At 64.6% G+C, this 11,851-nt stretch carries 16 protein-coding genes; 7 read left to right on the forward strand and 9 right to left on the reverse strand.

The genetic code is table 11. From position 1 onward, the window contains the following. Together MOV74_RS18410 and MOV74_RS18415 are read right to left on the reverse strand one after the other, a co-directional pair. A partial coding sequence (locus tag MOV74_RS18410; protein WP_246925264.1) for a caspase family protein occupies positions 1–1,306 on the reverse strand: 1,306 nt, incomplete at its 3' end. 199 nt (positions 1,307–1,505) lie between these two features. Then, complete coding sequence (locus MOV74_RS18415) at positions 1,506–2,381, reverse strand: DMT family transporter (protein WP_246925266.1); 876 nt, start codon at positions 2,379–2,381, stop codon at positions 1,506–1,508. Between the two features lie 150 nt (positions 2,382–2,531). Here MOV74_RS18415 and MOV74_RS18420 point away from each other — a divergent pair, with 150 nt between their 5' ends. Then, positions 2,532–2,930 (forward strand): RidA family protein, encoded by a 399-nt coding sequence (locus tag MOV74_RS18420; RefSeq protein ID WP_246925268.1) that lies wholly within the window; start codon positions 2,532–2,534, stop codon positions 2,928–2,930. 51 nt (positions 2,931–2,981) lie between these two features. Here MOV74_RS18420 and MOV74_RS18425 read toward each other — a convergent pair whose 3' ends face one another. The 3 genes from MOV74_RS18425 to MOV74_RS18435 all read right to left on the reverse strand — a co-directional run bounded on the left by MOV74_RS18425 (position 2,982) and on the right by MOV74_RS18435 (position 4,597). After that, positions 2,982–3,527 carry a hypothetical protein gene (locus tag MOV74_RS18425; RefSeq protein ID WP_246925270.1) on the reverse strand — a complete coding sequence of 182 codons (546 nt, stop codon included), beginning with the start codon at positions 3,525–3,527 and terminating at the stop codon, positions 2,982–2,984. Continuing rightward, a complete protein-coding gene (locus MOV74_RS18430) occupies positions 3,472–3,822 on the reverse strand; it encodes a hypothetical protein (RefSeq protein ID WP_246925272.1) in 351 nt (116 codons plus the stop codon). Before MOV74_RS18430 ends, MOV74_RS18425 begins: the two co-directional genes overlap by 56 nt. 187 nt (positions 3,823–4,009) lie before the next feature. Further along, positions 4,010–4,597 carry a formyltransferase family protein gene (locus MOV74_RS18435; RefSeq protein ID WP_246925276.1) on the reverse strand — a complete coding sequence of 196 codons (588 nt, stop codon included), beginning with the start codon at positions 4,595–4,597 and terminating at the stop codon, positions 4,010–4,012. A gap of 192 nt (positions 4,598–4,789) precedes the next feature. Between MOV74_RS18435 and MOV74_RS18440 the strand changes: the two genes are divergently transcribed. From MOV74_RS18440 to MOV74_RS18450, 3 genes are all read left to right on the forward strand, one after another. Further along, positions 4,790–5,074: a hypothetical protein gene (locus tag MOV74_RS18440; RefSeq protein WP_246925278.1), complete on the forward strand. Its 285-nt coding sequence runs from the start codon at positions 4,790–4,792 to the stop codon at positions 5,072–5,074. A gap of 334 nt (positions 5,075–5,408) precedes the next feature. Then, positions 5,409–5,627 carry a hypothetical protein gene (locus MOV74_RS18445; RefSeq protein ID WP_246925280.1) on the forward strand — a complete coding sequence of 73 codons (219 nt, stop codon included), beginning with the start codon at positions 5,409–5,411 and terminating at the stop codon, positions 5,625–5,627. A 162-nt stretch (positions 5,628–5,789) separates the two neighbouring features. Continuing rightward, positions 5,790–6,101, forward strand: coding sequence for a hypothetical protein (locus tag MOV74_RS18450; protein WP_246925282.1), 312 nt, complete (start codon positions 5,790–5,792; stop codon positions 6,099–6,101). Positions 6,102–6,128: 27 nt separating this feature from the next. Here the strand turns inward: MOV74_RS18450 and MOV74_RS18455 are convergent, their stop codons facing one another. Together MOV74_RS18455 and MOV74_RS18460 are read right to left on the reverse strand one after the other, a co-directional pair. After that, complete coding sequence (locus MOV74_RS18455) at positions 6,129–6,431, reverse strand: hypothetical protein (RefSeq protein WP_246925285.1); 303 nt, start codon at positions 6,429–6,431, stop codon at positions 6,129–6,131. 148 nt (positions 6,432–6,579) lie between these two features. Continuing rightward, on the reverse strand, positions 6,580–6,807 hold the full coding sequence (locus MOV74_RS18460; protein WP_246925287.1) for a hypothetical protein: 228 nt from the start codon (positions 6,805–6,807) through the stop codon (positions 6,580–6,582). Positions 6,808–7,068: 261 nt separating this feature from the next. Here MOV74_RS18460 and MOV74_RS18465 point away from each other — a divergent pair, with 261 nt between their 5' ends. Beyond that, positions 7,069–8,154 carry an AI-2E family transporter gene (locus MOV74_RS18465; protein WP_246925290.1) on the forward strand — a complete coding sequence of 362 codons (1,086 nt, stop codon included), beginning with the start codon at positions 7,069–7,071 and terminating at the stop codon, positions 8,152–8,154. A 143-nt stretch (positions 8,155–8,297) separates the two neighbouring features. After that, positions 8,298–8,690, forward strand: a complete 393-nt coding sequence (locus MOV74_RS18470) for an NUDIX hydrolase (RefSeq protein WP_246925293.1) — start codon at positions 8,298–8,300, stop codon at positions 8,688–8,690. A gap of 1 nt (position 8,691) precedes the next feature. Here the strand turns inward: MOV74_RS18470 and MOV74_RS18475 are convergent, their stop codons facing one another. Both MOV74_RS18475 and MOV74_RS18480 read right to left on the reverse strand, forming a co-directional pair. After that, positions 8,692–8,976, reverse strand: a complete 285-nt coding sequence (locus MOV74_RS18475; RefSeq protein WP_246925296.1) for a Zn-ribbon domain-containing protein — start codon at positions 8,974–8,976, stop codon at positions 8,692–8,694. A 155-nt stretch (positions 8,977–9,131) separates the two neighbouring features. Continuing rightward, the gene (locus MOV74_RS18480; protein ID WP_246925299.1) at positions 9,132–9,371 is read right to left on the reverse strand and encodes a hypothetical protein; all 240 of its coding nucleotides are present in this window, start codon (positions 9,369–9,371) and stop codon (positions 9,132–9,134) included. Between the two features lie 768 nt (positions 9,372–10,139). Here MOV74_RS18480 and MOV74_RS18485 point away from each other — a divergent pair. Further along, positions 10,140–11,851: CarD family transcriptional regulator (locus MOV74_RS18485; protein ID WP_309486814.1), on the forward strand; the 1,712-nt coding region annotated here is incomplete at its 3' end.

The raw sequence follows: 11,851 nt of genomic DNA on the forward strand, positions 1-11,851 counted from the left end.
CGGCGGCGCGCCGGGCCGCTTTCTGGCTGGTATCGCTCGCGGTCGCCGGGGCGGCCTGAACCTCCGAGAGCAGGGCCTTGTGCTGGTGCTTGTTGAGATAACCCGATGAGGGATAGCCGCGCGCCGACTGCCAGCGCTTGAGCACCGAGCGGGTCTCGTCGCTGAACACGCCGGTCTGCTTGGTATCGAAGCCGAGCCCGTTGAGGCGACGCTGCACGTCGCGGCGCTGGGTCTTGTCGAGGCCGATCTGATCCTCGGTGAGCTGGGTGGCCTCGTCGGTGAAGGTCGCGGGATCAACGCCGGCGTTGAGGGTGCGCGTCGCGGTCGAGGGGCCGCTCTTGATGGCAGCGAGGCGTGCCAGCGCCAGCGCCTTGAACTGACCGTTCGGATAGGCGGTGAGATAGGCGTTGAGCTCTTCCGGCTTGTTGGACTCCTTCACCGAGCGCCAGTATTCGAGCTCGACGCCGTCCGAGCCGCCGGTCGCAGTCGGCATCATGCCAGAAGCGGTCGGTGCTGCGTTGGCGACCTGGGTCGTCGGGGCCTGGTTGAGATAGACGGAGCCGGTCAGGTTGGTGTGGCCCCAGGGCAGCTGGCCCTTGCGGGTCTCTTCATTGACCTGGGCGCGTACCGACGTCATCGCCTGCTGGATCTCGATGCCGGGCTTGGTGATGTTGTCGATCAGCGCACGCGTGAACGGGCTGTTGTTGCCCTCCTGACCGTCAAGCGCGGTCTGGCCGGGGCCGGTGGCGAACGCGATGAGGGTGCCTTCACCGGATTTCATCTCGGCGAGACCGCTCTGCACGTTGACGCTGCGCGTCGCGGAGTTCGACTTGATCTTGGCGGCGAACGGATTGTCGCGGCAGGCATCGAGGAAGACGAGCTTGACCTTGGCATCGCCCATGGTCTGCTCGAGCGTCAGATCGATGTTGATGGCGGCGCCCAGCTTGACGTCCATCTCCGACTTGATGTCGGCGTCGACGGGCAGCAGGTAATTGGTGCCGCTGACGGCGATGCCATGGCCGGCGTAATAGAACAGCGCGATGTCGGAGCCCTGCGCCTTGCGGCCGAAGTCGAGCAGCTTCTCCGTCATCTGGTCGCGGCTGAGATTGGATCCTTCGATCACTTCGAAGCCGACATTGCGCAGCGTGGACGCCATCGCCTTGGCGTCGATCGGCGGGTTCGGCAATTGGGCGACGTTCTTGTAGTTGCCGTTGCCGACAACGAAGGCGACGCGGCGGTCGGCCTTCGCGGCACTGACCGACAGGGCCATGCACATCAGCGAAGCGAGGAGGGTGAGATAGCGCATCTGAGATCCCCAACAGAATCGAATTGCAGGCAGCAACGAATTGGCAACGAACCTACACGAAGTGCCCGACTTCGTGCCACCAAAACGGCTAGTAGGTCGCGTCCAAACCGCTACTGTGTGGCCGAATGTGCACGATGGAGATGCGCTCCAACGTGAATCACACGGCCACTTCGTTTTGTCGCGCGAGGCGGCGTGAGGTTCACTGCGCGCGGGCGGGGACGGCTGGTGCCGGCTTCAAATTCAGGAGGTTGCCGCACAGGATCAGCGCCGCGCCGAGCACGGTCCAGCCATCAAGTCGCTCGGAATAGAGCAGCCAGCCGGCCGTCGCAGTCAGTGGAACCCGCAGGAAGTCCATGGGAACCACGATCGTCGCATCGGCGTACCGGAGCGCGCTGGCGAGGCAGTAGTGCGAGAAAGTGCCGCAGACGCCAATGACGAACAGCCACCCCCATAAACGAGGCGACGGCCAGATCCACACAGCGAGCGTCGGCAGCAGGCCCACGACGGCCTGGACCACGATCATCCAGAACAGGATCGATAATGCGCTCTCGGTCCGCGTCAGCGACTTCGCCAGAATCATGGAAACGCTGAAACCGATCGCGGCCCCGAGCGCGATCAGCTGGCCCGGATTGATCTCGCCGGTGGCGGGCCGCACGATCATGACGACGCCGACGATGCCGAGCACGATGGCGGCGATCTTCCAGACCGTCATGCGCTCGGACAGGAACGTTGCGGCCAGCACGGCGGTCCAGATCGGCATGGTGAATTCGATCGCGACGACTTGCCCGATCCCGATCAGCGTCAATGCGTAGAACCAGCCGAGCTGTGCGAAATAATGGACCCCGTTGCGCGCGAGGTGCTGGGGCAGGCGTTTGGTCGCGACTGCCTTGAAGCCGCCGGCACGGTAGATGATCGGCAGGAGCAGCGTGAACCCGATGATGGAGCGTACTTCCATGATCTGGAAAACGTTCAGCTCGCGCGTGGTCTCGCGCCCGGCAACTGCCATGACCAGCATCAGCGACAGCCAGCCCGCCATCCACAATGCAGCCATCGTTTTGGACGGTGTCGCGCTCATTGGGGGCAAATGCTGGAGGATGGAAGCCTGAAAGGACGGCCGGTATCGGCGACATCGCCCTCGTTTGCAACGGTCAATCTGTGGATGCAGCGATGCGGCGTGTCGTGCTAGGCATCATCCAACAACGAGAACATCGGGAGAGCTCCGCTCATGCACATCTTGCAGCCGGCCGAATGGAAGAAACCTCGCGGCTTTTCCCATGGCGTCGTGGTCGAGGGGCCGGGGCGCTGGGTGGTTCTGGCCGGCCAGACCGGTGGCGACGAGACCGGCAATTACGCGCCCGACATGGCGGCGCAGGTTGCGACCGCGCTGAAGCGGATCATCAAGCTCCTGGGCGAGGCGGGCGCCGGTCCCGAGCACATCGTCCGCCTGACCTGGTACCTGACCAGCCGCAGCGAATATGAGGAGGCAGGCGCCGGCATCGGTGCCGCCTGGAAGGAAACGCTCGGACGCAATTTCCCGCCGTCGACGCTGCTCTACATCGGTGGCCTCGTGGACGAGCGGGCCAAGGTCGAGATCGAGGTCACGGCGTTCGTGCCGGACGCATAAAAAAATCGACCCGGCGCGGGGCGCTGGGTCGATTGTCGTGCCGCTGACGTCTTATTTCGAAAGCGAGACGTTGGCGCCGCGGAACTGGCTATCCGCGCGGATCGAGACGCTCTGCTTGTTGCCGCTCGTTTTCAGCGAGAGGTTGGCATTGAAGCCAGCGGTGGAGGCAACCAGCTCGTAATTGCCGCCGCCGCCGCGACCCTGGAGCGAACCGGAGATATTGCGGCTGGCCTCGGACCAGCTGCCGGCGATGGCGCTTCCCTCAGCCCTGACGCTGGCCGCGAGGTTGAACTTGTAGGCGTCGCTGGCACAGGTCAGCGACATCTCCATGGTCGGCCCGATCGGGGCGTATTTGGCCCGGCAGCGGATCCGCTCGGTCGAGCCGTCGTCCAGCATGACGGTGCCACCGCCGCTCCAGCTGCCCGCCAATGGGGCGAACGGGCCGGACTGGGCCTTGCCGTCAGTGCTGGCGATCCCTGCCGCAAACAAAACGGCGGCCGCGATCAGCAGCCGCCGGTTCAGGGCGCGAGCCTCAAACGCTTTATTGGCGCGATGCTTCCCACCGCCCGCTGCACGGTATGCCTGCAGATGCTCCATTCCACTTCCCCGATCCGGCGTTGCCGCTGAGTTGACCGTTAGCATATGCACCATTGATCGAAACTTTCACAAGTCCCCCGCTACCGATGGTGCCGGAAACGTTAGCGCCAGGCGCAGTGATCTTGCCGTCGGCAACCGTCAGCATGGAGCTCGCGGTGGGTTCGCAGGAGCCGCTCTTGGTCACGATCGTGACCTGCCAGTTGCCGTCATAGGGGGTCTGGGCAAAGGCGGAGGCGGCGAGGGTGCCGGTGAAAACTGAAGCGGCACAGAACACCGCGATGCGAGCAAAACGCATAAATTCCGTCCTTGAATCTGTCTGATATGCTGCCGCTTATCTGGACCAAATGTGACGGAAATTTGTTGCAATGCCAAATCGAAAATTGTTCCTGTGGGAACAATGGTTTATTTGGGTTTTTGGCGGCGATTTCCGAAGCAGAATCAGTGCGGCTTCGCGTTAAGGGTAAACGTCGGGAGAGGCGCCTTCAGGACAGGCTTGGTGCGGAGGTCGCGAACTGCTCGTCCTGAGTCTTTGCGGGCAGCGCCTTGTGGACCTTGGCGTAGTCGATCACGTCGGCCAGCAATTTGAGGCCGAGAGGCGCCAGCGCGCGCTCCCAGAGCTCCCGCGCCGTCTCGCCCTTCTTGACGAAGCACCAGTCCTGGGCGGCGATGGCGCCGGCGTCCATGCGGTCGGCGAGGTGGTAGATCGTGCCACCGGCGATCCGATCGCCTTCCTTGATGGTCCATTCCACGGCGGCCTTGCCGCGATGGCGCGGCAGCAGCGAGGGATGATAGCCGATGCCGCCGAGCTTGGCGGCGGCGAGCGCGTCCTTGCCGATCCGGGCGTGGCTGTGCGCCGTGATGATCAGATCGGTATCGGGGGCGATCTCGGTGGCCACCACCAGCTTCGGATTGGCCTGGACCACGACCTCGATGCCGGCCGCCGCGGCGGTCGCAGCGAGGCGATCCTCGGCATCGGCCACCACCACCCGGACGATCGAGACGCTGTGCTCCCGGAGCATGTTCAGGGTGGTCACGCCGAAATGGCGGGAGCCGACGAGGGTAATGCGCATGGGTGTCAGATCCGGTCTCGCAACTGCGTCATCCCCCCGATAACACGTCCCGACGCCCTGTCACCACCCGCGCAGCGTTTGCGCGGGTTATCAACAATGCGCGGAGGCGCCGGCTGCGATGAACGTCCTGATTGCGCTGCCGGCCGTTCCGGTGCTTCCATGGCGGGCATTGCACCGGTTCGGAGCGAGCGCATGAGATGCGCCTGGTTTTTCCTTCTCGCGGCACTGCTTGCGGCCGTTCCAGCCCATGCGGGCGGACCGTACCCGGCCGTGCCGCCCGAAACCGGGATCGCGCCGTTCGTGGGGCCGACCTGGGATACCTATCGTTGCGCCCGAGGGCCGGTGACCAATTTCTATCACCGCGCCTATTACGGCGAGGAGCCGCCGGCGCTCTATCGCGGCTATGCTTACCGGCCGCATTACCGTTACAGCGCCTATCGCAGATCGCCGCGCACTTACTTCTGCGTCACCGACTAGCGCTGCCGCGCCGCCACGGTCGGACGGCAAGCGGACGAAAAGTCGGTTCCTGTGTTTCATTTTAAACAGAGATAACCTTGGCCGGCTGATAAGGGTGAGCCACCGGGGCTGGCGACATTTCAACCCGCATCCGTTTTTGAACCCGGCTTTGGCCGCTGGCGCATCGTCAGCGGCCTTTTCATGCCGCGCACCACGAAATCATCGAATGGTAACGCGATCTCAACCAGCCTGGCGTATCGACGAATCCGTCGCGGATTTGTATTGCGTACCGCGACACCGAAATGTCCCGCCGGCGTGGGTGCGCCGCGCGGGCCTTTTCGCCGGGACAGATTTCATGCCGAGCGCCATTGAGCAGATCGTCGACAGCTATGTGCGGCTGAAGAACCGCCGCGGGCTCGACGAGCTGATGATGCACAGGCAGCGGCTCGCGGTCGATCTGAAGAGCAAGTCCGGCTATGATTTCAGCCTGCCGATCGGCCAGATCGACGAGGAGATCGCGATCATCGAGGCAGGCCTCAGCCGGCTCAAGGCGGAGAATTCCACGGTGATCTAGCGCGGGCTGCGAGGCCGGCTCTTGCGTGGATTGGGGGACGGCGCATCGTCGCAGTTCGAGACCGGTTCATGCATGGTTCAGGCCGGCCATGGCTCAATCCTCAGGTTGTTCCGTGGGACACGAATCCTGCTAGGCTTGTCCCCGTGATTTGGAGGAGACGTCATGATCGAGCTTGCGCTGGCTGGCCTGCTTGCCTTTGCAACCGTGCCTGCGGCATCGCCGGAGCCGAGGGTGGAGCAAGTTCAGTTCAGGGGTGGCCCGGGCGGACAATGTCCGCACGGCTATGATTACAACCACTCGAACGGCCGCTGCTATCCCAACGACTATCATGCGCCGGGCATGTATACGCGGGATCCCGGGCCGGGCGAATACGGACGGCGCGGCGGCCTGTGCCCGCACGGCTACGACTACAACTATTCGCAGGGGCGGTGCTATCCGAACGGCGCACGCGCTCCCGGCATGTACGGCCGCTAATCGATCACCGTGCTGAGGCGGGCGCGCTCAGTCGCGCCGGCCGCCGTCGATCACCGTGAACAGCGGCCGAGCCGGGGTCGGCTCGACCAGCAATTCGTCCACCAGCGCGGTGGCTGCATCGACATATTTGCGCGTCGGCTTGTCCAGCGGGCGCTTGGCCTCGTCGTCGAGCGCGATCTTTGCGGCTTCGACTAGCTTGCGCATGCGCGCCGCATGGTCGTCGCCCGCCGTCAGCGTGGCGCGCGCCAGCGAGCGCAGCACGAACAGCTCGCCCTCGAGGCGGAGCAGGCGGTCGTTGAGCCTGGTGAGGACGGCGTTGAGGTCGGCCATGTCTGCTGTTCGGCGCGAAGGATCCGCCCTGATCTAGCGGCGATCGGTGAACGGAGTCCAAACGGCGCCGGTGCAATTGGGCCGATCCTCCGGTCCGTCTCGGATGAACCGCGTGGCGTCATCAGGGGGCCGCGCGTGGGGGACAAGCCTACCACTCGACGTCCGCCCAGCGCCTCCCGAACACGGGCGGCCTCGTCTTCACGGCTTGCCAGCCGAAGAAATGATGTTTGCCGGACCAGGCGTGCACCACACCGCTGCAGATGCTGCATTTGAAGCTGCCGGCGTGGGCTTCGCTGTGCTCCTCCCTGGTCGCGGTGTAGTTCATGCCGCAACCCGCACAGGTGAATTGTTCGATCGTCCAGATGGTGTTGGCCATTGCGCCGAATGCTTCTTGTTGAGTTCGATCCACGGTAGTCACGGGCGTTTGCAGCGGCGTAAACCGGCGCGGCGAAATCCGGTTAACGGGCGTTAGCCAAGCCCGGCCGAGTTGCGGGCCCGTCTCGAATGCGGAGCGGTCCGAGGTGTTCCCAATCGTGGCCCCGGGCGGTTCCAGTCGTCTTGACGCCGGATGCGTTGCTGGCAATAACGGCTAGGCCTCGCAAGCGCCGGAAGTTGCGTTCATGCCGCAAGGAAAGCTGTGCCCGTGAAAAGTCTCCGTCAGCTCCTGACTGGAGAGGACGTCATCCAGCTCGTGATCCGGCTCGGCCTGCTCGCCCTGTTGATCATCTGGACCTTCCTGATCATCCGCCCGTTCGTGCCGATCCTGGCCTGGAGCGGCGTGCTCGCCGTTGCGTTCTATCCAGCCTTCAGCTGGGTCGCCAAAGTCCTCGGCGGCCGGCCCAAGACCGCAGCGGCGATCCTGACCCTGATCACGCTCGGCATCGTCATTGGCCCGGCGACCTGGCTGGGCATCAGCGCGGTGGACGGCGTGCGCGAGCTGGCGCAGCAGCTCGGCACCGGCGATCTGGCGCTCCAGGCGGCGCCTGAGCAGCTGAAATCGTGGCCGCTCGTCGGACCCTGGCTCTACGATCTCTGGGACCAGGCCTACACCAACATCCGTACGGTGGTGCGCGAGGTGGCGCCATATCTCCAGCCGCTGGCGGGCCCGCTGCTCTCGCTCGCGGGCGATGCCGGCGTCGGCACGCTCCAGTTTCTGGTCTCGGTGTTCGTGGCCGGCTTTTTGTTTCCGCATGGGCCGCGGCTGGTTGCGGCCGGCCGCGGCTTCCTGTTTCGCATCGTGCCCGAGCAGAGCGAGCATTTCCTGTCGCTTGCGGGCGCGACCATCCGCGCCGTGGCCCAGGGCGTGATCGGCGTCGCGATCGTGCAGGCACTGCTCGCCGGCATCGGCTTCAAGCTCGCGGCGGTGCCGAGCGCCGGCCTTCTCGCCTTCATCGTGCTGCTGCTTTCGATCGTGCAGATCGGCGCCTTCCTCGTGCTGCTGCCGGTGATCATCTGGATCTGGACCGCCAAGGACGTCACCACGGCGCTGCTGCTCACCGTGTTTCTCGTCCTGGTCGGCTTCATCGACACCATGTTGAAGCCGCTCGTGATGGGGCGGGGCCTGACCACGCCGACCATCGTGATCTTCGTCGGCGTGATCGGCGGCACGCTCGCTCACGGCATCGTCGGCCTGTTCATCGGACCGATCATCCTGTCGGTGGCCTGGGAGATGATGATGGCCTGGATCAGGACCGAGGATCGGGCAGGGGCGGGCGAGGGCTGATCTCGCCTCGAACGGCGCGATCTGCCCGCGATGTCTAGGCCAGGTCCCGGCGGCGCGCGGCCTGTGATCAAAGTCTGTCGCAAACTTGTCTGTTCCACTAGACAAGTTACGATTGAGCCGATTCTGTTTCAATGACGGCAGCGATGGCGAAATCTTCCAAGCTGGTTGCCGCAAGGCGCGGCAAAGTATTGTTGGTCAGACGCCGGTCGGACGGCCTGTGGATGTTCCCTGGCGGCCGCAAGCGTGCGCGCGAGTCCGACAAGGATTGCCTGCGGCGGGAGATCAGGGAGGAGCTGCCCAAGCTGAGGCTCGGCAGGATCAGCCTCTGGAAGGAAGTGAAGGCGAGGAACAAGCGCTCCGGCCGCAAGATGAGCGACGCGATCTTCATTGCCAAGACGGCCAAGGGCAGGCTGGCGATCGGCGACAAGAAGGAGATCGACCGCGCCGCCTGGCAGAAACCACGCGGCATCCGTCTGACGGCGACCTCACGCTACATCCGCGACCGGCTGTTTCCGAGGAAGCAGAAGCGGAGATGAGCTAGTCTTCGCGTCCCGCCGATCGCGTCCGTCCAGCGAACGATCTCGATCGCGCCGCGCGCGCCTCCGGAGCAGTCAGTCTTGCCGCATCCGCCTCACGCATCTCCTTGCGGACCTTGCGCGCATTGCGCATCGCGCGCTTGATGAAGGGATGTTGGGAGTCCTCGGCGAAGAACAGCACCACTTCGCAACTCGGACATTGCCTGGAATAGCCGTCTTGCAACCGTCCGGCGCGATCGCGAAACACGTTCTTGCACCGCGTGCACTGGATCTGGACCGAACTCATGCGCGCACAACAATGACTTTGAAAATGGATCGTCAGCTGATCGCAAATGTCTGAAGAAAGCTTGAATGCTTCGCGGCCGGAACGTGCGCGGCAAGCGCCATCGGCCAGCCGCGGCTGGCGGCGGACGATACCGGTTGGAAACAGGCTGTCGGCCGTTATTGCTTGGCCGCCAGCGTGTCCAGGCACTGGTTCAGAAAGGCGGTGCGGTCCCTGGGCAGCACCTTTTCGAGGTCCGCCTTCAGCGCGCATTCGCGCTGGCGCAACTGCTCGGCCCGGCGCTTCTCGGCCGCCTCGCGGTATTCGGGAGCAACCTTGTTGGGATCGACCAGCGCTTGTGAGCGCACAGGAGCGCTCGCAAGCAGCGTGATGGCGGCGATGACAATGAATGATTTCAAATGAGCCTCCGTAAAAGGGGCATCGTAGCGCGCGGCGCGTGCGCACTCAAACCGAGGGGACGCGGTATCCCGCTCCGGCGCGATGGGGCTGACGATGCCGGCGGATCTCCGACCGGTTTGGAACGACTGCGCGTGGCAGGCGTCGAATCCTGGCTCTCGGCTCATCCCCAAGCCCCCCAAGCCCCCGGGCCGAGAGAAAACCTTCCCCACAAAGGTTGGCGACCTCGGTCCCCCGAGGTCGTTTGTTTGTTGCAAGGCGTGTGAACCAGTTCACAAACGCGCGGCCAATCCGCTGCTATGAAGACGTCATTGCTTAACCGATTTATTTTGAACGAAACGCCCCAGCGTGGCTCCAAGCGCTGGGGCTTTTTCGTGGCTCCCTGCGCGCAGAACGTTTACAATCGCGCCAAGCGTCGCATCGACAGACGCAGGTCCCACGCCGCGCCAGTTCCGATCCATAGCTTGATCAAACAGCCCATGTGTCGGGATCGCGGCGCCGCGCCGAACGTTGCCACCAGGGGTGCGTTCGCGGGGCAAATCCCATATGCAGGGCGAGAAGTCGCCGAATCGAAAATGAGGGCGGCTGGCGTTCAGTTGACGACGGTTTACGACCAGAAACGGATCCAAGTGAGGCTTAGCAAAAAGGCGCGGGTGGCCAAGACGCTCCCGAAGAAGACGCCGCCGAAGAAGGCGTTGCCAAACAAGACATCGCCAAGGAAGAGCAAAGCAGCGCAGCGCGGCACGATCTCGTCTTCGTCGCCGCTCGGCGTGCTGGCTCTCCATCTGCTTGCCCAATGGAAACAGTCTGGACCCAGCGGCATCGTTTTTCTCGCCGAGAACGAGAACAGGGCGGAGCGGCTGGGCAGTGTCATTCACGCGCTCGACCCCTCCTGCGAGGTCCTGGTGTTTCCGCGATTGAACACCTTGCCGTTCGATCAGCTGGAGCCGTCGCACGAACTCGCAGGGCGCAGGGCCTCCGTCCTGAGGCGCCTCGCAAAATCAAAGAAGCCGCTGTTTCTCGTCTCGACGGCGGAAGCCGTGATGGAGCGCCTGCCGCCGCCGGCGAGCCTGTCGCGCCTGAGCCTCAGCTTGAAGGTGGGCAGCGCATTCTCGGAGCGCGATCTCGAGCCGCGCCTCGAGGCCTTGGGATACGATCTCGAGGACGAACCGGACTATCCGGGCGGGGCGCTGTTCCACGGGCAGACCTTCGAGATATTCCCCGCAGGCGCGCTGGGGCCCTTCCGGATCGAGCATTCGGATCGCGCGATCAAGCGGATCGTGGCGTTCGATCCGAACGAGCACAGGATCATCTTCGAGACCAAGGAGCTTGTGGTCGATCCCATGTCGGAGCGGCTTGGCCTTGCCGGCAAAGGCGGCAGGCGCGCGAGCCTGTTCGACTATTGCGGGCGCGCCAAATGGATTGCCGATGCGGGCGTCCCGGTGCACGCCGACGGCTGGCTCGATACGATCGAGGAGGCCGCGCCGCGCGCCGAGCGTGAGCGCGAATATCTCGCGCGGCGCGACTGGAAGCAGCTCTCCAGGGGCATGAAGGTGCTGCCGCGCGCGTCGTCCTTCCAGACGATCCCGGAGTTTTCAAAGCTGACATCCGCCAGGAAGGCGCTGCGTGGTTTCGTCGAGGAGACGCGCCGGACCGGATCGCGACTGATACTCGTCGCAGCGCAGGAGGACGATCTGCGCGTGATGGAGCGGATGAGCGGCCTCAAGGCGCAGCGCTGCGACGATTGGGACGAGGCGACACGCGGGCGGAACGGCGAGGCGGCGCTGCTGGCCGATCTCGATGCGGGCTTCGTCGTGCCGGGAAAAAAGCCTCTCGTCGTCGTGACGGCCTCCGACGTGCTCGGCAGCCGGGCGCATCATCCGCAGCCGATGGCGCGCGCCTGGAGCGCGGCCTTCGAGCATGCCGATGTGCCCGAGCAGGGCACGGTGGTCATCCATCTCCAGCGCGGCCTTGGCGTGCTCGACGGCCTGCAGACCGTGAACACCGGCGGCGGAAGCTTGCGGGAAATGATCCGCCTGAAGTTCGCCGGCGACAATGCGGTGCTTGTGCCGCCGCCTGATCTCGCCTTGATGTGGCCTTACGCGGCAGAGCTCGGCAAGCTGGCGCTCGACAAGGCGGATGGCAGCACATGGTGGGCCCGCCGTACGTCGGCCGAGCGCGAAATCCAGGCCGCCGGCAAGGCGCTGGCCAAGCACATCAGTCAGCGCCGCCGTCGTCGCGGTGAAAAGCTGGTTCCGCCGGGATCGGCCTACGAGAAGTTCGTCGCGCGTTTTCCTTATTTCACCACGAGCGACCAGGCCAAGGCGATCGCCGACGTGCTCGACGATCTCGCCTCCGGTCATCCCATGGACCGGGTGATCTGCGGCGACGTCGGCTTCGGCAAGACCGAGGTGGCGCTGCGCGCGGCGGCCGCCGTGGTGCTGTCGGGCAAGCAGGTGGCGATCGCGGTGCCGACGACGGT

Source organism: Bradyrhizobium sp. SHOUNA76 (genome assembly GCF_023006445.1).
Taxonomy (GTDB): Bacteria; Pseudomonadota; Alphaproteobacteria; order Rhizobiales; family Xanthobacteraceae; genus Bradyrhizobium.